Raw genomic sequence first — 20,409 nt, 5'->3', positions numbered from 1 at the left:
CGTCGAGAACGAGAGAGGTGCATGAATCGCGAGGGGAGGGAGGGACTCAGGACGCGAGGCGAGTTGTGTCTCGCGCCCTGACGCCGCGGTCGGATTATTCGCCCACGTAGGGGATGAGGGCCATGAACCGGGCGCGCTTGACGGCGTCGCTCGCCGCGCGCTGGAAGGCGGCGCAATTACCGCTTCGCTTCCTGGAGAACATCTTGCTCTGGTTGGTGCACAGCTTCTTCAGAAGGCCGACGTCCTTGTAATCCACATAGGCGGGACGGGGGCAGCCTTCGGGGGTGCAGAACCGGCAACGATTCTTCCGGTTTCGACCAAAACGTTTCCGCGGCATAAACCTGGTGTCCTCGGACGAACTCAAAATTCCTTGACGGTGACGAAGAGCGATCCTCGACATTCAGGGGAGGGCACCCCATCGGGAAACCGCGATTCTATCCGAGATTCCCGGCGCACGTCAAGGTCGAGGCGCGGTAGGATCGCATGTCCCGGCCGCCGATCGATTCACGTCGGCACCGGTTCCACTCGCGTCTCGCGTCACTCACGGCAGCACATGAATCATGAGACGGGCTTAAAGGAGAGAGCCATGCGCCCCCACCTCTCTGCTTTTCGACTCCGACCGCTCCCGATGGCCGGGGTCTGCGTCGTCCTCACTATCAGCCTTACTGCAAGCCTCGAACTCAGCCGACGACGCTCGGAACGACTCGCCCGGGCCCTTTATCACGCCCAGATGGCGACCAACCAGGCGAACGTGGTCGCGGTCCATTCCCGGATCGCCCACGTCCTCGGGTCCACAGGGATGGTGAACTCCCCGCCCGGTGATGCCTACGCTCGCAGGAATACCATCACACGCTACCTGGCCATCTCGGAACAATCCGCTCGCGACGTGCGATTCCACCGCGAACAGGAGCGTGACTTCATCTACGCGGCCGACCATCCCTGGGTCTCGACACCGGTCGACCAACCTTAAGGCCGGCGGGATCGTCGTCCCATCCAGATTTGTGGTTCTATAAAGAACACGATTTCGATCGATGTTTCGATCGGTCAACGGACCTCCGCATGGGGCGAGCTCACGACCGCACCGCGTGAGTCCTTGACCGTGAAAAAGAACACGATCGGACGTCCTTCGGGAAGCGCCGCGGAGATGCGGCCGCCATCGAGGGTCGCGTCGGTTGTTTGCCATTTTCGTGACGACCAGACCCCGCCATCGGTCGTGTAGTTGAGCTTGGCCTCCACGAGAGGCACCTTGGCCTGTACGGTCGTGGACGCCTTCGAGGCTTCGACTTTGACGTCTCCGCAACGCGCCAACGGGTCGTTTCCAAGCAAGATGTTGTCGACGTAGAGTCCGATTTCCTTCGGCGTCCAACCTTCCTGGTGGCCGTGGGGCATTCGAACGGTGACGCAGAGGTCGACCGGGCCCGGAACCCGTCGGTACGATTTTTGATAGCTGTCGAGCGGGTAAGCGAAGTCGTTGGTACCGTTCACGAAGAGGATCGGGCAGCGAACACCGGGCAGGTATCGGGACGGGTCGAAGAAGGCGAGCCAACGAGCGCGGAGCTCGGGCGACATGGCGCGGAAGTTTTCGAGCCAGGCGCTGTTGTCCCCGAGAAAGCCGCAGCCGTACACGGGCACGGCCACTTTCAGCCGGTCGTCGAGCCCGGCCACGATGCACGTCAGATAACCTCCCCAACTGATCCCGGTGATGCCGATCCGATCGCGATCGACCTCGGGTTGAGCGGCGAGGAGGGAATGGCCCAGGATGACATCCGCGACGGCGTGGTAGGACCACATCGAATCGACGGTCGACTCGGTGAAGTCCGCGAAGATATGGGGATGGTCTTGCATGGGCCCACCGTCAGGCAGCGTCTTGCCATCGGGGCCGTGCCCGGCCAGGTCCATGGCGAGCGCGACATAGCCTCGTTCGGCCCACAACGACGCCCACTCGGCGAACGCCTTGCCACCGCCGCCGTGGACGAGCACCATCGCCGGGAACGGACCATCGCCCGACTTTGGTCGGCCGTAGTAGGCGAAGACCCGAGTCGGTTTACCCTGGTAATTCTCGGCCTCGTAATAGACTTCGCGAACCAGGCCGTTGGTCTCGCCCCAGGTGATTTTAGGGGGAGCCTTCAGCTTGGTGAGATCCCAAGGGCCTCGTGTTTCGCGAACGGGAGAGTCGGCATAAGTCGGCGAGGTCAACCACCACGTCAGGAGCAACCCGAGTCGGCAAATCTGTTTGTATGTCATATCAACCACGTCAAGCTCGAGGTCCGATGGTGTTGGAGGTCATCGACGGCGGGCTCATGTTAGTCGCGCTTCCGGGCCGACACAACAATTCGGGGATGACGCTCTCGGGTTCGCCCATGAGTCGCGTCGATCCTGGATCATCCTGTATCGGCCGACTGATTGACACGACTGATCAGACGGACCTAGGATGAATAGGTTCGATGGGCGCACTCCCGTCGCCCATTCCATTCGCGATTGATTGGGCATTCGCCCTGCATCTGTTCCGAGACAACGCGTCGTACCCAGGTGGATTGATCCCGCTCTCGGTCGAGACGAGGGAGCTTGGTACCCGGCTATGTCCTACTCGCCCACCGTCAAAAGCAAAACCGGCTCGATCGCGGGTGATGACAAGTTGCGTGCCCCAGGGGCACCACCGCAACTCCTCTCCGAGATCCCCGGAAGCGCATTCACCTCACCCGGCTTCATCGTCGGGATCATCGTGGCCGAGTTTCTCTACGGGCTCGTTTTCTTCGCGGTGATGTCGGGCAAGAAGAAGGCACCGGTCGAGGCCGATCTCGAACCGATCCACTACTCGGTTTCGCACGCCTCGAAGGCTTCTCCTAAAGTAGAAGCCACGGTGGCCTCGAAGGTCGAACCGAAGTCGACCCCTACGGCCGCCACGACAACTTCGAGCCAACCGAACCCGAGTTCCTCGGTCGCGAACTCGCCCGAGCCCGCTCCGACTCCGCAACCGGCTCCGACGACGACACCCGAACCGCCCAAGCCCCCGACTCTGGCTGCGGCGATCCCGACTCCGACCGACCTTCCTCCCGAAGCTCCAGCCAAGGAAATCTCGACGCTCGGGCCCCTCGGGCCGATCATCGACCCGTTGAATGATTGCAAGGTGAGCAAAGAGGGAAGAGGGATCGAGATCTTCGTCCCCGCTTCCTTGCACGTGCTCGATCCGACGCGTGGGATCGCCGACTCTCCCAGGGCCCTCGTCGAGGTCAACGGGGATTTCGTCGCCCAGGTCAAGGTCCCCGGGATGATCGAGCCGGGTACGGCATCCATCGGGGACTGGCCGCTCACCTTCCAGGGTGCGGGCCTGTTGCTCTGGCAGGACGAGAACAACTTTGTGCGTCTGGAACGCGCGGCGGGTTACTCGGTGGCGATAGGGGCGTTCCATCGTGTGATGGTCGAGTCATGCAAGGACGGTAAACCGGGACGAGGCATCTATCTCGCGACCAAGGAGGGAAATATTTCCCTACGCATGGAGCGTAAAGGGAATGATATCACTTGCTCGTACAACACGGATGGCAAGACCTGGCTTCCTGTGAAAAAGGCCTGGTCGGTCACCATGGCATCGCGACTCAAGGTCGGGATCTCGGCCTCCAACATCTCCGCAAAACCGTTCGGTGCGCGATTCGAGGAATTTTCCCTCCGCAAGGGAGGGTCGCGCTGAGACCTGGCGGCCGTCGTCGCCAGCCCTCTTCGACCGATTCTGAGATTTAATGCCGACCATTTCGCCCCCTCGGTCGTGGAGGCGTGTTCGGCTCATCATCATTGGTTGCGGCGAGGAAGAGAGCCGGAGACCCTTGCTACGCAAATTGCGTCAATTCCTAGTTCTCAACTCTGCTTGCGAGTCGGATCCTCGTCGCGCAGAATGCCAGCCGCACGTTGGCCGCTCAAACCTTTTTAGGAATCAGACCCCGAGGGCTCGAATCGAACCGGCGGCAACTCCTGGATGGCCTTGCGGAGCGCCTGCTCCCAGTGCGAGTGGATCGCCATCAAGTCCGGATCCTTGGCACCGAGCCGACGTTGGCGAGTAATCCGCAACTCGTCTCGACTATAGACCAGGAGATCGATCGGTGGCCCGACCGTCACGTTCGAGCGCATCGTCGAGTCGAGCGAAATCAGGGCGTAGCGCGCCGCATCATCCAGCGTCGTCTGGTCGTGCCGGATGCCTCGGTCGAGGATCGGGCGGCCGTATTTGCACTCGCCGATTTGCAGGAAGGGCGAGTCCTCCGTGGCACGCAACGGATTTCCCTGGGGATAGATCATGTAGAGGTCGTGCGGCTGACCTTTGATCTGACCCGCCAGGAGGATGTTCACGTTGAAACGATAATCGTCCTGCTCGAGTGCCTCTCTATCGAGCGCCGAGACCCTGCGCACCTGATCGCCGACGACCCGTGCGGCGTCGTACATGGTCGCCGCCGAGGCGAGGCCGACGCCCTGATCGAAGTCGCGACGAAGCAGAGTGATCACCGACTGCGAGCAAGAGAGGCTCCCGCTCGTCAAGAGGATGAAAACTCGCTCATTCTCGGTGACGAAGGTATGCATTTTGCGACAGACATTGACCTGGTCGTAACTGGCGTTGGAGCGTGAGTCGGAGGCCATCACCAACCCTTCGCCCGTCATGATCCCGACGCAATACGTCATCTCCGCTCTCCACTCCGCCCGCCCGGGTGCCGACCGGCCCGCCGTGGTCGTGATACCACAGCGAGGCCATGAGTTGCAAGCGAAGGTGCCCGACCGGGGGATAATGCTTTGTATAAAGAAGTCTGTCTTTCAGGAGCTTGTTGGAAAATGACTGTTGGTTATCAGGAAGTTTACTCTGCCCGAACTCGACCATCCCCGGCCGTCATCCTCAAGGGACAGGGGGCAAGGCCATGCTGATCCGAGTCGGATTCGAACTGGTCTTCGACGTCCCCACCCCTACGCCGATGCTCCTCGTCCTCGGACTCCGGCCCGAACGTTTGCCGACCGTCCGGCGAGCCGGAGGGCTTGCGATTGAGCCGTTTATTCCGGTCCAGGAGTTCATCGACGGCTTCGGCAACGCCTGCACGAGGATCGTCGCGCCTGCCGGCCAATGCGTCCTCTGGGATGATCGGATTGTCGAAGACGACGGGCAACCGGACATTGTCGCACCGGGGGCGATCCAGCACCCGGTGGAGGAACTCCCCCCCGATGTCCTCGTCTATCTCCTGTCGAGCCGCTACTGCGAAGTCGACCGGCTCACGGAAACCGCATGGAACCTTTTCGGCCACACCCCTCCCGGCTGGGCGAGGGTCAAGGCGATCTGCGACTGGGTTCACCAGAACGTCACGTTCGGTTATCAATTCGCACGTTCGACGAAGACGGCCTACGACGTCCTCCAGGAACGGGGCGGGGTCTGTCGAGACTTCAATCATCTGGCCCTGACGCTTTGCCGTTGCATGAACATCCCCGCCCGCTACGCCACCGGGTATCTTGGCGATATCGGCGTCCCGATATCGCCGTCTCCGATGGATTTCAGCGGATGGTTCGAAGCCTACCTCGGGGGCCGTTGGTATACCTTCGACGCCCGACACAACGTCCCTCGAATCGGCCGAGTTCTGATGGGCATCGGCCGGGACGCCGTGGACGTCGCGTTGACCACCTCGTTCGGCACGACCCGGCTCCAACGCTTCACCGTCTGGACTGACCAAGTGTCCGAGGCCGATCTTTCCACGGTCCCTAGTCGCCGCATCGCGGCTTACGCCTGAGCCGAGCCTCGGGCGACCCGGAGTCTTAGGGGAGGGCGAACCTCGCCAAGTGGTGACGCGACGAGGAGCAAACTCCCCTCTCTCATTGTTGCTGTTGTTGACCCTGCTGTTGGTGGAGTCCGGCCCTGGGGCTCCGTTGATTCGGGTAGGCGCTGCGGGTGGAACGCTGGGTCTGGACGGTCTGCGACCCCATTCGTTGCGACTGGAACTGGGAAAAGTTCACCGAGCCCGGACGCATCCCCATGGGCGCCCATTCGTTCCATTCCATCGGGATGCGGTCGATCGGCTCGACCTTGACCGAGACGGCGATCGACTCTTCGGCCCGGCCCTTCCAGAGTCCTCGGTTGGGCGGGACATCGGCGTAGTCGCGACCGATCGCGGTGACGACGTGGTCATCGCCAACGAAGTCGCCGCGGGTCGGGTCGACGTCGACCCAACCGGCCTTCGGACCTGCCCAGACCTGGCACCAGGCGTGAGTGGCGATCTCGCCAGGGTGATTGATATAACCGCTGACGTAGCGGGCCGGGATCCGTTGGCTTCGGCATACCCCGAGGAACAGGTGGGCGAAGTCCTGACAGACCCCACGACCGAGTGCGAGAACCTCGCCCAGGGGCGAGCGTGACGTCGTGACCTTCTCCTCGAACTTGAGTCGATCCTGGATGGCGTCGAGGATGCGCCGGATGATCCCTGCGTATGACCCCGAGGGCTCGGGCAACGTCGAAACGAAGCCCGAGAGGACTTCGCTGCGATCGACGAGAGGACTGTGCTGGAGGTACTCGACGGTCTCGATCAATTCGGGCTCGCCGTCTCCCTGGTAGTTCTCCTGGAGGCGGTCGAGGCCGTTGCGTCGATGTGTCCGGACGAAACTCGTCGCCTGGATGATCAGCTCTCGATAGTACGACGCAACGTTGAACAGGTCGACGCGGTTGCCAAACCCATCCCGATACGACGTGACCGGCGCCTGCGGGCTGATCCTCAGGTTGTAGCCCATCGCCGTTTGATCTTCATTCGAGGGGGGCGCCATGCGCACCTCGAACACCGTCTCGGAGACCGGCGACGTATACGAGAGCTTCGTCTCGTGGGAGATTCGCAGGAGCATGGGGGCCTCGGAGAGGTCGCGATTGACGGAGAGATGACCTGGAGCAATCGTCCGGGTCAGGCCGCTGCACGGCGCGGATGGTCGACCGCCGTATCCGACGCTTATGAGAAGAAATAGGCCTGGTGGATCTCGTCACCGATCCGGTTGCACGAGTCCTGCACGCCCGTCAGGAACGTCGAGAGGCCCTGGCCGAAGATCTCGCCGACGTCGATGTAACGCAATTCGCTGTCGAGCCGGCCGAGACGACGCTCGGCCTCGGATCCGTATTCGTCGTCGTCGACCTCGGCGATCTCGTGCAACGACTCGCAGCAGCGGGCGACGCAGAATCGCATCGCCCGGGGAAAGTCGGAGTCGAGCACGAGGTAGCGGACGACCCCTTCGGGATCGATCCGCTCGTGGTGCTCGCGGAGGTACGCTTCGTAGGCGGAGCAGCTTCTCAACAAGCTCGACCAGTGGACGATGGGCACCGGATGGCCGGCGGTGGCCTCCCCGTTCTGGGCGATGCCGTGGAGCTTGACGTTCAAGATCCGGCTGATTTGATTGACCCGTTCGAGGTAGCGGCCGAGTTGGAGGAAGTGGAACACCTCCGTCCTGGGGAGCGTCCCATCAACCAGCCCGTCGAAGAGGATGCAGGCCCGTTTGATCGAGTCGAAGAATCGGGGTGGGCTCGCGGCGAACCGTTTGTGGGCCCGACGGCTGCACAGATAAAGGTAGAGTTTGTTGACCTGGCCCCACGCCTCGGCGCTGAGCGTTTCCTGGGTCGCTCGGGCATTTTCGCGAGCCCTGGCGAGCATCGCCAGGATCGAGTGGCTATTCTGCCGCTCGAAGGTCAGGAACCGTAGCACGGCGTCGCGGTCCTTTTCGCCGGGGCCGTGGGCCTTCTCGAAGGCGTCTCGACAGGCGAGGATCGTTAGCACGCTCTCGATCGGCCCGAGCGCGGCGGCATCGCCCGAGATGCCGGTGGCGTCGAGCTCGAGGTGGAAGCCGACGTCGAGCAATCGCGCGACATTCTCGGCCCGTTCCACGTACCGGCTGATCCAGTAGAGATTCTCTGCGACCCGGCTGAGCATCTCAGGCCGCTCCTTCCTGGGTCGCCCCGATGGTCGGGGAATTGTTTCGAAGGACCCAGGTATCCTTGGTGCCGCCCCCTTGCGAGCTGTTGACGACCAGGCTGCCGCGCGGCAGGGCCACGCGTGTCAGGCCGCCGGCCATGACCTTGATCTCCTCGCCATAGAGGATGAAAGGCCGAAGGTCGACGTGCCGCCCTTCGAGATGGTCGTCAACGAACGTCGGGTGTTGGCTCAGGGCGATCGTCGGCTGGGCGATGTAGCCGCGAGGGTTCTCGGAAACTTTGGCCGCGAACTCCTCCCGCTGCGCCGCGGTCGAGGCCGGTCCGATCAACATGCCGTAACCTCCTGATCCGTCGACCGCCTTCACGACGAGCTTGTCGAGGTTCGCGAGGATGTGCTGGCGATGCGACGGGATCGTGGGGCGGAACGTCTCGACGTTCGGCAGGATCGGGTCTTCTTTCAGGTAGTAACGGATGATGTCCGGGACGTAGGGATAGATCCCCTTGTCGTCGGCCACGCCGGTCCCCATCGCGTTCGCGAGGCCAATCTGGCCCGAGCGATAGGCCCCGACCAACCCCACGACACCGAGCTGGCTGTCGCGTCGGAAGGTCAACGGATCGATGAAGTCGTCGTCGATTCGACGATAGATCACGTCGACCCGCATCGGGCCCCGGATCGTCCGCATATAGACCTGACCGTTGTCGAGGAAGAGGTCGCGTCCCTCGACGAGCTCGACGCCCATCTGCCGGGCGAGATAGCTGTGCTCGAAGTAGGCCGAGTTGTAGGCCCCCGGCGTGAGCACGACCACGTTCGGGTCGTCGCATCCTTCGGGGGCGATGTGCCGGAGCATCGCGAGCAGGTTTGCGGCGTAGTCGTCGTTCGGGCGGACGTTGTACTGTTCGAAGAGGAACGGGAAGACCTGCTTCATCACCTGCCGGTTCTTGAGCACATAGCTCACGCCGGAAGGGGTCCGCCCATTGTCCTCCAGGACCATGTACTGGCCCTGGGCGTCGCGAATCAGGTCGATGCCCGAGACATGGATGTAAATGTCTCGAGGGACGCGAAGTCCGACGCATTCTCGGCGATAGCTCGACGCCCCGAGCACGAGTTCGTACGGGAGGATGCGGTCGCGAAGGATCTGGCGGGCGTGGTACACGTCGTGGATGAACAAGTTCAGCGCACGCACGCGTTGTTTCAGCCCGCGTTCAATGTGGGCCCATTCGTCGGCGGCGATGACGCGAGGGACCGGATCGAAGGGGATGATCCGCTCGACCCCCTGGTCCCGTCCATAGACCGTGAAGGTGATGCCCTGATGGCGCATCAAGAGATCGGCGGCCCGACTCCGGGTCTCGAGATCGTCGAGCCCCATCGCGTTGAGCCGAGCATAAAGCGCCGCATAGTGCGGGCGAACCTGGCCGGGCGCGGCGAACATCTCGTCGTACCCGGTCAGCGAGTAATCTCCGAAGAGCCTCGCATCGACCCCATGACGAATCGACAACATGATGTCCCTACCGACCCTAGGAAGAGTGAGATATCGGGTGAATAGCAAAAAGCGCACCAGAGGGTGATCGGTCAGTATAACCTCGGTCCTTTCGGGAGATTACGACAATCTCTCCCGCCTCGGTATTGAAAATGGCCGCCGCCTTTGTGGGCGCCCTGCCACCGAAATAGGCATTCGATCGGAATGGCGACCGTCTTCACCGATTTGGTTGAGTCCGGTACGTTCCCTTTCCAAAGAAATAATCGAACAGACGGCCCGAGAACCGGTATAGATTGGGGCAAGATTGCGGCAATGCGTCGCAGGCCCGTCGATCTGCTCCGTGAACACTTCGAAGACGCCCCAAGACGCATGACCCGCCGAACTCTTCCATGCCAAGAGGGATCCCGCTCGGGCGGCGTTCGGTAAGCGATGCCGGATGTTCCGAAGATCAGGACGGTAAAGAGTGATTCGACTCGGAGTCACCCTTGACGCTCTCAACGCGAGGAATTCGCGAGGTCGATACCAGTCGTCGGACGTAGAGGATTGTGGATCCTGGAGGTTGGATCCTGTCGAGACCCCAGGAGGGGACCATGCGTCGGAGACGCGGACTCGGGTGGCTGCTGATCGTCGTGCTCGCCTTCGCGGCTCGGCGTCCTGTCGCCGAATCAGCTCCTGTTCCGGCTCGGGCCGGCGACGACGCGGGAGTCATGTCGCTTCAGCCGATCCCGACCGCCTCGCCGACCGCGGGTCCACGGGCACGCCCGGTCGCCGAGCCTACCGAACACGGACTACCGATTAACCTCGCCGCGGCGTTGCGGCTGGCCGGAGCAACTCCGCTCGACATCGCCGCGGCCGATGCCCAGGTCAGACAATCGCTCGCGCTCTTCCTGCAAGCGCGCGCCCTCTGGATCCCCAACCTCAATGGCGGGATCGACTACTTCCGGCATGACGGGGTGCAGCAAAATATTTTCACGGGAGGTCTCTTCGTCAAGGGACGCCAATCATTCCTGACAGGCGGAGGCCCGACGCTCTCCGTCGGACTCACCGACGCGATCTTCGCGCCCCTGGCTGCTCGTCGGGTCGTTGAATCGAGGAAAGCCGACCTCCAGGCGGCCCGGAACGATGCGCTCCAGTCGGTGACCCTGGCCTACTTCGATCTTCAGGAGGCTCGGGGCCGGCTCCTCGGAACGATCGCGTCGATAGGGCGTGCGAAACGGCTCGTCGACTATGCACGGGGGCTGGCACCGACACTGATCGCCCCCCTCGAAATCAATCGTTCGAGGACGGAGCTTCAGAATCTGAAACAGGCCCAACAACTGGCAATCCAAGACTGGCGGATCGCGAGTGCCCGGCTCGCCGAGATCCTATTACTCGATCCAGCCACGCTCCTCGAGCCAATCGAGCCGCCATTCTTGCTCCTGACGTTGATCCCCTCGGACCAGCCCGCCGAAGCGTTGCTCCCGGTCGCGTTGCAGAACCGCCCCGAGATCGCCTCGAGACGCGAGCTGGTTGAGGCGGCCAGGCAACTCTTGAATCGAGAGAAGGGCCGCCCGTTCCTGCCTTCAGTGGTCGCAACAAACCCGACGACGAGCTCGGGGCTGATCGGCGCGGGCAACTACGCCGGAGGTCCGAATCAGCAACTCTCGCAGAATGGGTCGAGGGCCGACTTCGAGGTGGCCGTCGTCTGGGAACTTCAGAACATGGGCTTCGGGAACGCCGGGCTGATCAAACAGCGCCACGCCGAGCGGGACCTCGCTTCCATCGAGCTTTCGAGGACGATCTTCCGCGTCAAATCGGAGGTCGCTCAGGCTCTCGCCCGACTCCAGACGGCCCGCGTCCGGGTCGACGAGACCAAGGTCGAGCTGGAACAGGCGGCCGAATCCGCCGACAAGAACTTCATCGGCCTTCGCGAGACGACACGCCCGGCGGGTGAGCTGCTGCGACTGGTGGTCCGTCCTCAGGAAGTCGTGGCGGCGATCATCGCGCTCAACGTCGCCTTCCACGACTACAGCAACGCCATCAACGAAGCGAACCGGGCCCAGTTTGCTCTCTATCGCGCCCTCGGCCAACCCGCCCAGTGGATCACGTCGAAAGCCGTCGAGCCGCCTGCCGTGCAGCCGCTCCCGCCCCAGTCCGTCCCCCTAAGCGCTCCCAAACTCATCGACGACTCCGGCCCGGAGAGTCGCTGAGCATTTCCACGGGACAACGGCAGACCGGCCTGTAAGGATCGGAGCATCGCGACCCGGAGTTCGGTGAGCTTGGTTTCGGGATCGATCACGATCGAGTCACGCGCCGACGTCTCGGTCGAGTCGGGGTCGTTGCCCGTTTCGAGCATCGGGGAGGATGGTTGGGCCCATCGATCTCGACTCGATGGGGTTACTTGGCCCGGACGAGTTTCATGAGTCGTCCGGAGACGTTCCAATCCTGGACGTAGAGATTGCCGTCCTTGTCCCAGGATGAGCCGTGCGTACCGCTGAAGATCCCTTCGATCCAGTCCTTCTGCAAGACGTTGTAATTCCCTCGGGTCGCGGGATTTACGTTGTAGCCGAGTACGGCCATGATCGTGTTGCTCTTGTCGAGGATCACGAGGCGGCCCTGGAGGTCGGGGACCGACACATAGTCGCCCTGGACCACGGCCGAGGTCGGCATCCCAAGGCCAGTCACCACCTCGTCGATGTACTCGCCCTCGAGGCTGTAATGGACCAGTCGGCCCTTGGGCTGGTGATTGCGGTCGCAGATGAGGAGCCGGGGCGGGGCGTAGCGCGTGTCGAGGGTCATCCCGTGCGCGGTGTTGAATTCCTTGAGCCCGTTCCCCTTCGTCCCGAAGTGTGAGAGGTATTTGCCGGTCTTGTCAAATTTGAAAATGTGGTTACTTGCATAACCATCGGAAAGATAAATATCTCCGTTCGGGGCGACGGTGATCGCCGTGGGGTTGAACTGCTTGAGATTGAGCCCGGACGCTTCGGGGAACGGGAGCTTCAGGACGATCTCGCCGGTCTTGGCGTTGAACTTGAAGCCCTCGGCGTTGTTGTTCCGCGCGCCATAGATGAACTCGGCATCTCCCTCTTCGCGGATCTTCATGTCGTGGATGTCGGAATACCGATCGCCGAGAAACTTGCGGACGACCTTGCCGTCCGGTGAAAAGGCGAGCACGCCCGCGTGGGTGCTCGTGTAGATCATGCCTTCTTTGTCTACGACGACGCTGCCGTGGCACGGGCCGAGCACCGACTTCCCATCCTCACCGAGGGCCCACGCGGGGACCGTGTCGAAGGTCATGATCCCGGAACCCATCCGCACGGGTTTGACCACGTCGGCAGCGAACGCAGAGCTGGCGAACCCGATCAGGACGGAAACGGCAAACGAGGTGGAGAGACTCCTCACGGTCGAAACTCCCTGGCTTTGGTGATTTGTGAGCCTGCTGGCGATCAACCTCGGGATCGCACCTCCACCGGGTCTCGCCGGGTGGAACGAGGCAGAGACTACCAGGCGACGACGTTGATAGCGAGTCGCGCGAATCTGTCCCCTCGAAGTGTCGTCCCTCGATTAGGTTCAGATCCCTTCGACATACGCGAAGACCAGTCGATGAGTGCGTCTAACAACTCGGAGGGGATTGAGTGAGTCGAATTCAAAATCAAAGTTCGCCGAATTTCACTTTTTTGGATTTCCAAAAACTGAGTTTGCAAACCTGACAGAGACGGGATACGCTCCTGTTCTGGAATTTTGATTGCCCAAAAACAGGAGCGTTGCCATGGTCAAACGAGGAACTCCGCGCGTACGTGGCTTTACCCTCATCGAGTTATTGGTCGCGATCGCCATCATCGGGGTTCTGGTTGGCCTTCTCTTGCCGGCCGTACAGTCCGCTCGAGCGGCGGCGAGGCGGATGCAATGTGTGAATAACCTGAAGCAGATCGGATTGGCTCTCGCGAATTACGAGTCGGCGCTCGGCGTATTCCCGCCCTCGTATGTCGCCGACCCGAAAGCCTCCGGGACCGCCTACGGGATTTCCTACCCGGATGGTGGGATCAATACGCTCCCCGGATTCGCCTGGGGCACGCTGGTGCTCCCATATCTCGAGCAGGCCCCGCTCTATGCGAGCGTGAATACGAACCTCCCATGCTGGGCCCCCGATAATACGACCTCCGCGCACACCAAGATTTCCGTCTTCCTCTGCCCCGACGCTCACGGCGGGAGTGACGGGTTCGCCGTCCATCAGTACACGAATGGGGACGCGAACAGCCCCAACGACGGCGGCCCCTTTTCGCCGGAGATTCGTCTCCCACATTCGCATTACGTGACTAACGCCGGGATCAATCAGCCCTGGGGACGCTCGAAGGCCTACTCCTACGACATGGACGTCCCCGAGCCGATGGCCGGTCTCCCGCCGGATACGATCACCGGGCCGTTTTACAAGAACTCCCGCATCAAGGTCGCGGACGTGACGGACGGGCTTTCGAACACGGTCTTCCTCGGCGAACGCTCCTCGTCGATCTCCGACAACACCTGGTTCGGGGTGGTCCCGTTCTCGAGCGTCTGGCCCAAGCCGGGCCTTCCCTCCGACCCGAATAGCGGAGGCGACATGGTCGGGTGCCATAGCGGCCCGGATGTGCACGACCATCCCCAGGTGATCATCCACGCGCCGAACCATCCGTTTCGACACACGGACGAGATGTACTCCGACCACGGCGGGGGTTGCAACGTCTTGTTCGGCGACGGCTCGGTCAAGTGGATCAAGCAGACGATTTACCCATGGACGTGGGTTTATCTCTCGACCCGTAATCAAGGAGAGGTGACCAGCGGTGACTTCTAATCGAGACTCCATGACTGCGGATGAATCCACGTCCGAGTCCTTCCCTCGCACTCGTCGAATTCGACTCATCCTCGCGGTGGCCCTGATCACCACCGGATGCGGACAGCCACAGATCGGCGACAGCAAGGAGGCCTTCAAAACCGTCGACGCCCTCTATACGGCGGTCGGGTTGAGGGATGTTTCGAGGGTCGACCGTTGCGCCTCGACCTTGAAGGCGCAGCGTGAGGCCGGGACACTCCCGGCGTCGGCCGCGGATTCGCTGGAGTCGATCATCACGGAGGCGAAGGGGGGAGGCTGGGAAGCCGCACAGGCGCGATTGGCCACGTTTATGGAGGGCCAGGCTCGATGAGTCCAGGGAGAATTCGTCCATGGGACGGGGTCGAAGTACGGCAGTCGCGTTGAAACCCGTCGATCAAGGTCGATTGGCCGAGGGCAGGGGCTGGCGAGTGGTGATCGTTTCGAGATAATACTTCCGAGGATCGCCCCGACCAGGCTCGTGGGATCCATCCCTCGGCGATCTCGATTGTTCGAGCCCTCGATTCGCTCTCCCCTTTCCGGGCGGATGCGATTTAAAGCTTGAGACCGCTCGAGTCCCTCAACGCCCGCGACGAAGGCCCGCATGAATCCGATCGTCTTCGCCCTCCGCCGGCCCGTGACCGTGGTCATGCTCGTGTTCGCCCTGGCGCTCGGGGGCTTGTACAGCATCGTCCAGATGCAAAAGGATATCTTCCCGTCACTGGACCAGCCGGTTCTGTATGTGATCCACGGCTACGGGGGGATGGACCCGAAGCAGATCGAAGGCCTGATCACGAACGTCTATGAGCTCTTCTTCCAGTACGTGAGCGGGGTCGAGCACGTCGAGTCGAAGTCGATTCAGAGCCTCGTGGTTCTCAAAATTTACTTCCAGCCCGGGACCGACATGGCCGAGGTGACCGCCCAGACGGTCGCGTATGCCAACCGGGCGCTCGCGGTCATGCCGACGGGTTCGCTGCCTCCCTACGTCGTGCGACTCGACGCCGGGAGCTTGCCCGTCGGATACCTCGTGTTCTCGAGCAAGACTCGGCCCGTCGGCGAGCTCCAGGACCTGGCACTCTACCGGGTCCGGCCGATGTTCTCCGGAGTGGCGGGCGTCTCGTCGCCCCCGCCATTCGGCGGCAACGTCCGTTCGATCGTGGTCAACGTCGACCCCGACCGCTTGCGCTCCTACAACCTTTCACCCCAGGACGTCGTCGACGCCATCGACCGGGGCAACTATATCAGCCCGTCCGGCAACGTGGCGATCAAGGATCAGTTGGCGGTGGTCCCATCCAACGCGATGGTCCTCGACCCCCAGGAACTGCGCAACGTCCCGTTGAAGCTGGGGCAGAACGTCTACATCCGCGACGTCGGGACTGTCAACGACTCGACCGACATCACGACGGGATACGCCCTCGTCAATGGGAGGAAATCGGTCTTCCTCCCCGTGGTCAAACGGTCGGATGCGTCGACGCTCACGGTCGTGAGCGATGTGAAGGCGAACATGGCGCGGTTCCAGGCGGCCTTACCCGACGACGTGACGGTCTCCTACGAGTTCGACGAGTCGCCGATCGTGTATCGCGCCATCGAGAGCGTGGGGGTCGAAGGGGCGCTCGGGGCAGGCCTGACGGGCCTGATGGTCCTGGTCTTCCTCCGCGACGTCCGAAGCGTGATCGTCGTCGTCCTGAACATCCCGTTGGCTCTCCTGGGCTCCATCGTAGTGCTGAACCTGGCCGGGCACACGATCAACATCATGACGCTCGGCGGCCTGGCCTTGGCGATCGGCATCCTGGTCGACGAGGCCACGGTCGAGATCGAGAACATCCACACCCAGATGGAGCACACGCGCTCCATGTCCCGGGCCGTCCGCCAGGGGAACACGGAGACGGCGGTCCCTCGACTCCTCGCGTTGCTTTGCATCCTCTCGGTTTTCATCCCCTCATTCATCATGCAAGGGCCGGTACGTTCCCTCTTCGTGCCGTTGTCCCTCGCCGTCGGCGCGGCGATGGTGACCTCCTACTTGCTTTCGAGCACGCTCGTCCCGGTCCTGAGCATCTGGCTATTGCGGGGCCATGAGAAGGCCTCGCATGGAAGCGAGAAGTCTGTGGAGCGTCCCGGGCTCTTCACCAAGTTCCAGGGGGTCTATGGACGCCTGGTCACGATGTCGGTGGCCTATCGGGGATTGGTCATCCTGGCCTATCTGCTGACCACGGGGGGTATCGTCGTCGCCGTGGGAAGCCGGCTGGGGCGCGAGCTGTTCCCGAGAGTTGATGCCGGCCAGTTCCAACTCCGCGTCCGGCCTTCGGCCGGCACCCATTTCGACCTGACGCGACAGTTGGCGGAAAAGACCCTCGACGCAATCGCCGAGGAGGCTGGGCCGGAGAACGTCGAGATCACGATGGGCTACGTCGGATCGACTCCTCCCGTGTTTACCATCAACGCGGCCTACCTCTGGAGCCGGGGCCCCGACGACTGCATGCTCCGAATCGGCCTGCGGAAAGGGAGCAAGCTCGGGGTCTTCGAATTCCAGGAACGACTCCGGACAGCCCTCCCGAAAAAGGTCGGCGCCTGGTATCGCGGCGAACTGGTGCGTCTCGGGGTTGAGGCCGACCAGGTTGATCAGCGCGTCAAGGATCTCGTCTTCGCCTTCGAGCCCGGCGATCTGATCTCGGAGACGATGAGCCTCGGCGCCCCGGCGCCGATCGAGATCGATGTCAGCGGCCGGAACCTCGGCGACTCGAGTGCGTTTGTGGATGCCATTCGCGGCGAGATGCGCCAGATCAAGTCGATCCGTGACCTCCAGTTGCAACAGTCGCTCCACTATCCGACGGTCCAGGTCGCGATCGACCGCGAGCGGGCCGGGTTGAGCCAGGTGACCGCCCGGGACGTCGGCGACTCGCTGGTCGCCGCCACGTACTCGAGCCGATACACCTCGCGGGTTTTCTGGCGCGACGATGTGAGCGGCACGTCGTACCAGGTCCAGGTCCAAGTCCCGTCGATGAAGATGACGGATGCGACCGACGTCGAGCTGATCCCGTTGACTCCGAAGGCGACCCGTCAGGCAGCGACGCTCCCCGAGTCATCTTCCAATCCCACCCCGCCACTCTTGCTCCGGGACGTTTCGCGGGTCATGCGGAGCGAAATGCCCGGCGAGATCGACCGCTATAACATGAGGCGGTTTTTGAGCCTGACCGCCAACGTGGAGGGGGAAGACCTGGGACGAGCGATCGACCAACTCGACGCGGCAATCGCGCGTGCCGGCCAACCGCCGAAGGGAGTCGAGGTCGAGATGCGGGGGCAGGTCCGCCCGATGAGGCAGATGTTCCAGAGCCTGGAAATCGGCCTCGGCGTTGCGGTGATCGTCATCTTGATCGTCCTCACAGCCTATTTCCAGTCGTTCTCGCTCGCGTTGACGGCGGTGATGTCGGTCCCCGGCGTGCTCTGCGGGGTCGTGCTTGCGCTCTGGGCGACCGGGACGACCCTGAACATCGAGTCGTTCATGGGGGCGATCATGGCCGTAGGCGTCGCGGTCTCGAACGCCATCATGCTCGTGAGCTTCGGCGACCGGCACCGACGCGAGGAGGGGATGCCGGCCGATCGTGCCGCGATCACCGCGGCGAAAGGCCGGCTCCGCCCGATCATCATGACGAGCTGCGCGATGATCTCGGGGATGATCCCGATGTCGCTGGCCCTCGAGGAAGGGAGCGAACAGAATGCACCCCTCGGGCGGGCGGTCATGGGAGGGATGGCCTTCTCGACGGTCGCGGCCCTCCTGATCCTCCCGGCCTTTTTCACCCTCATCATGGGACGCGCCTCGAGCCAGTCGCCTTCGCTCGATCCCGATGATCCCGAAAGCCCCCACTACGACCCGACCTCCACGCCCGAAGCCGCCGACGGCGAGCCGGCCGCGTCGGTCGCGGGCGAACTCCCCCAGACGCGACCATCTGGAACTTCGGAACCACCGGAGCAAGCCTCTCATGCCGACCATCGCGGATGAGCCTCGTAGATCGACGATCGTGCAGGGGCTTGGCCAAGCCTGGTCGGTTCGCGTGCTGTTCGTGTGCCTCCTGACTTCGGCGGGTTGCAACCGTGCCGAGTCCGATCACGCTCGAGCGAAGTCGGAGGATCAAGGCAAAGACAAGGCCTCTTCCTTCGAGGTCATTAAGCCCGCGCGCCGAGACATCCGGATGCGCGTGATCCAGCCCGGTACGGTCGAGGCGTTCGAGTCGACGCCGGTGTATTCGCACATTGCAGGATATGTTAAAAATTATCGATTCAACATCGGCGATCGGGTCAAGGCCGACGACGTGCTCCTCGACATGTGGATCCCCGATATCGACGAACAGCTCAATCAGAAGACCGCGGCCCAGAAGCGTGCCGAGATCCAGATCCGCGTGGCCGAGAGCATGCTGAAGGCGGCCGAGTCGAGGCTCGAGACGGCGGAGGCGAAGATCGATTCGGCGAAAGCCGGGGTGAAGCGGGCGCAGGCCAGCTATACGCGGTGGGACTCGGAGTACAAGCGACTCGTCACACTGGTCAACAACCAGGTCCTCGACCGTCAGGTCCGCGACGAAACCTATCGGCAGTTCGAGGAAGCGGACGCGGCCCGAGATCAAGCGACGGCCATGGTCGCGGAGACGACCGCCTCACGCGACACGGCCCGAGCGGACCGCGACCAGGCCCAAGTCAACGTGGAAGCCGCCCGCGCCGACTTCGCCGTCGCCCAGGCCGAGCAGCGACTCGCCGCGGTCAACGTCGAGTACGGCCACATCAAGGCCCAGTATCCCGGCGTCATCACTCAGAGGAATATCAGCCCGGGCGACTATCTCCAGGCTGGGGTGAATCCCCAAGGACGCCCCATCTTCGTCCTCCAGCAGACCGACCCGGTCCGTGTCTTCGTCGGCGTCCCCGAGTTGGCGGCGCCCTTCATCAAGGATCAAGATACCGCCACCATCCAACTCCAAGCGATCTCGGGCTCGACGCGGCAAGGCAAAGTCGTCCGTTCGGGATTCTCGCTCAACGCCTCGACTCGGACCCTCCAGACCGAGATCGACATTCCCAACTCCGACGGACACCTTCGCCCGGGCATGTACGTCACCGTCAAAATCGAAATCGTCCGTTCGAATACCTGGACGCTCCCCTCGAAAGCGATCGGATTTCAAGGGGGGCAGAATTATTTCATCTACCTCAAGGTCGAGGGCAAGCCCGAACGCACCCCCGTCCTGATCGGCCCGTCCGACGATACGCACACGGAAATCCTTCGACGAGGAAAATCGGGATCACCCGATGAGAGTTGGATCCCCGTCGATGGCAGCGAAACGGTCTTGCTCGGGAGCCTCGACGCACTGGCCAAGGATCAGGAAGGATCCACGCCCCCGAAGTGATCGCGACGCCTCGGTCGCGTTGCTCGAGCGTTTGGTCATAGAGGAGTGACGGCCGAAGTGCCGTATGGTGCCAAGCCGTTTGCGGAATGCTCTCGGCTTGGCGCAGCGTTCCTGCCCCACGCATACCATCCGGGGCGCATCGCCTCAACGGAAAGCCGATTTTCTCTTCGGCGGCGACTCACGCTCGCAACATTCACGTCGGCGAGATCAGCCTCACTTCTGAAAGCCTCCGTAAGTGCCCCGACCCCCGCGAGAACGTGGACATCCCACACAGGATCTCGCTTTCCTTGCGAATACGGGAAGCTTCGGCGGAAAAATCTACCACGATCGATCGAGTCAATGCATCTAACCTAGAACCATTCCTCGGATTTCCTCGAACTGGAGTCGGGAAATTCAGAGCTTGGCGAAAATTCCTCGCCCCTTCGTCGACTGAAATCGTATTGATGCGGAGTCTAAGCTCTTTCTTTTGTCGTTGGGATCATCCACAATGGATGCACCCATGAATCCTTTGGATGGCGACGGTCCAACTCTGTTCAGTCTCGTGTTTCTCTTGGCGTCTAAGACTAGTAAGGTCCAGGAAATGCGAGTTTGGCGCTATTTAAAATGGGAAAGAGACCTGCGGGGAACGTTAAGTGGCAACGCGACAACCGAGGTTCCTATGCGGTTCCGCCGACATGGACTTTGGCGTGCTTATTTGTTGTCGATCAATTGAAGAGTCGTCGCTCGCCTCGCGGCGCTCACCCTACGCGGATGCGGGGAGGGCGGAGCCGGGATGGATTTGAGAGGGGACGATCGCTCATCCTCGGT

The 20,409-nt window shown here is 62.3% G+C and carries 15 protein-coding genes; 8 read left to right on the top strand and 7 right to left on the bottom strand.

Annotation, left to right across the window (positions count from 1 at the left end; all coding sequences use genetic code 11):
* Nucleotides 1–94: 94 nt before the first annotated feature.
* Nucleotides 95–337: a 30S ribosomal protein S18 gene (gene rpsR, locus ACYOEI_RS04200; protein WP_422930393.1), complete on the bottom strand. Its 243-nt coding sequence runs from the start codon at nucleotides 335–337 to the stop codon at nucleotides 95–97.
* A gap of 249 nt (nucleotides 338–586) precedes the next feature.
* Between rpsR and ACYOEI_RS04195 the strand changes: the two genes are divergently transcribed.
* Nucleotides 587–970, top strand: coding sequence for a hypothetical protein (locus ACYOEI_RS04195; RefSeq protein WP_462848062.1), 384 nt, complete (start codon nucleotides 587–589; stop codon nucleotides 968–970).
* 74 nt (nucleotides 971–1,044) lie between these two features.
* Here the strand turns inward: ACYOEI_RS04195 and ACYOEI_RS04190 are convergent, their stop codons facing one another.
* Nucleotides 1,045–2,244: an alpha/beta hydrolase family protein gene (locus ACYOEI_RS04190; protein ID WP_462848061.1), complete on the bottom strand. Its 1,200-nt coding sequence runs from the start codon at nucleotides 2,242–2,244 to the stop codon at nucleotides 1,045–1,047.
* A 334-nt stretch (nucleotides 2,245–2,578) separates the two neighbouring features.
* On the opposite strand from ACYOEI_RS04190, the gene ACYOEI_RS04185 reads away from it, so the two are divergent.
* Complete coding sequence (locus ACYOEI_RS04185; RefSeq protein ID WP_462848060.1) at nucleotides 2,579–3,685, top strand: DUF1349 domain-containing protein; 1,107 nt, start codon at nucleotides 2,579–2,581, stop codon at nucleotides 3,683–3,685.
* Between the two features lie 233 nt (nucleotides 3,686–3,918).
* On the opposite strand, the gene ACYOEI_RS04180 is transcribed toward ACYOEI_RS04185, so the two are convergent.
* Entirely contained in the window at nucleotides 3,919–4,662 is a 744-nt protein-coding gene (locus ACYOEI_RS04180; protein ID WP_462848059.1) for a proteasome-type protease, read from the bottom strand.
* A gap of 230 nt (nucleotides 4,663–4,892) precedes the next feature.
* Here ACYOEI_RS04180 and ACYOEI_RS04175 point away from each other — a divergent pair, with 230 nt between their 5' ends.
* Nucleotides 4,893–5,747: a transglutaminase-like domain-containing protein gene (locus tag ACYOEI_RS04175; RefSeq protein ID WP_462848058.1), complete on the top strand. Its 855-nt coding sequence runs from the start codon at nucleotides 4,893–4,895 to the stop codon at nucleotides 5,745–5,747.
* A gap of 82 nt (nucleotides 5,748–5,829) precedes the next feature.
* On the opposite strand, the gene ACYOEI_RS04170 is transcribed toward ACYOEI_RS04175, so the two are convergent.
* The 3 genes from ACYOEI_RS04170 to ACYOEI_RS04160 form a co-directional block, all read right to left on the bottom strand.
* Nucleotides 5,830–6,846: a transglutaminase family protein gene (locus tag ACYOEI_RS04170; RefSeq protein ID WP_462848057.1), complete on the bottom strand. Its 1,017-nt coding sequence runs from the start codon at nucleotides 6,844–6,846 to the stop codon at nucleotides 5,830–5,832.
* Nucleotides 6,847–6,947: 101 nt separating this feature from the next.
* On the bottom strand, nucleotides 6,948–7,916 hold the full coding sequence (locus ACYOEI_RS04165; protein ID WP_462848056.1) for an alpha-E domain-containing protein: 969 nt from the start codon (nucleotides 7,914–7,916) through the stop codon (nucleotides 6,948–6,950).
* A gap of 1 nt (nucleotide 7,917) precedes the next feature.
* The gene (locus ACYOEI_RS04160; RefSeq protein WP_462848055.1) at nucleotides 7,918–9,417 is read right to left on the bottom strand and encodes a circularly permuted type 2 ATP-grasp protein; all 1,500 of its coding nucleotides are present in this window, start codon (nucleotides 9,415–9,417) and stop codon (nucleotides 7,918–7,920) included.
* A 569-nt stretch (nucleotides 9,418–9,986) separates the two neighbouring features.
* On the opposite strand from ACYOEI_RS04160, the gene ACYOEI_RS04155 reads away from it, so the two are divergent.
* Nucleotides 9,987–11,585, top strand: coding sequence for a TolC family protein (locus ACYOEI_RS04155; protein ID WP_462848054.1), 1,599 nt, complete (start codon nucleotides 9,987–9,989; stop codon nucleotides 11,583–11,585).
* Between the two features lie 187 nt (nucleotides 11,586–11,772).
* Here ACYOEI_RS04155 and ACYOEI_RS04150 read toward each other — a convergent pair whose 3' ends face one another.
* Entirely contained in the window at nucleotides 11,773–12,777 is a 1,005-nt protein-coding gene (locus ACYOEI_RS04150) for a 6-bladed beta-propeller (RefSeq protein ID WP_462848053.1), read from the bottom strand.
* Nucleotides 12,778–13,144: 367 nt separating this feature from the next.
* Here ACYOEI_RS04150 and ACYOEI_RS04145 point away from each other — a divergent pair, with 367 nt between their 5' ends.
* From ACYOEI_RS04145 to ACYOEI_RS04130, 4 genes are all read left to right on the top strand, one after another.
* On the top strand, nucleotides 13,145–14,203 hold the full coding sequence (locus ACYOEI_RS04145) for a DUF1559 family PulG-like putative transporter (RefSeq protein WP_462848052.1): 1,059 nt from the start codon (nucleotides 13,145–13,147) through the stop codon (nucleotides 14,201–14,203).
* A gap of 10 nt (nucleotides 14,204–14,213) precedes the next feature.
* Nucleotides 14,214–14,552, top strand: coding sequence for a hypothetical protein (locus tag ACYOEI_RS04140; RefSeq protein ID WP_462848050.1), 339 nt, complete (start codon nucleotides 14,214–14,216; stop codon nucleotides 14,550–14,552).
* 270 nt (nucleotides 14,553–14,822) lie between these two features.
* A complete protein-coding gene (locus ACYOEI_RS04135; RefSeq protein WP_462848049.1) occupies nucleotides 14,823–18,215 on the top strand; it encodes an efflux RND transporter permease subunit in 3,393 nt (1,130 codons plus the stop codon).
* Nucleotides 18,196–19,602 (top strand): efflux RND transporter periplasmic adaptor subunit, encoded by a 1,407-nt coding sequence (locus ACYOEI_RS04130; protein WP_462848048.1) that lies wholly within the window; start codon nucleotides 18,196–18,198, stop codon nucleotides 19,600–19,602. The genes ACYOEI_RS04135 and ACYOEI_RS04130 overlap by 20 nt, the downstream gene beginning before the upstream one ends.
* Nucleotides 19,603–20,409: the final 807 nt, after the last annotated feature.

It is taken from the genome of Singulisphaera rosea, from assembly GCF_054877945.1.
Note: the sequence above shows the minus strand (reverse complement) of the source record. Positions and strands in the feature narration are given on the sequence as shown.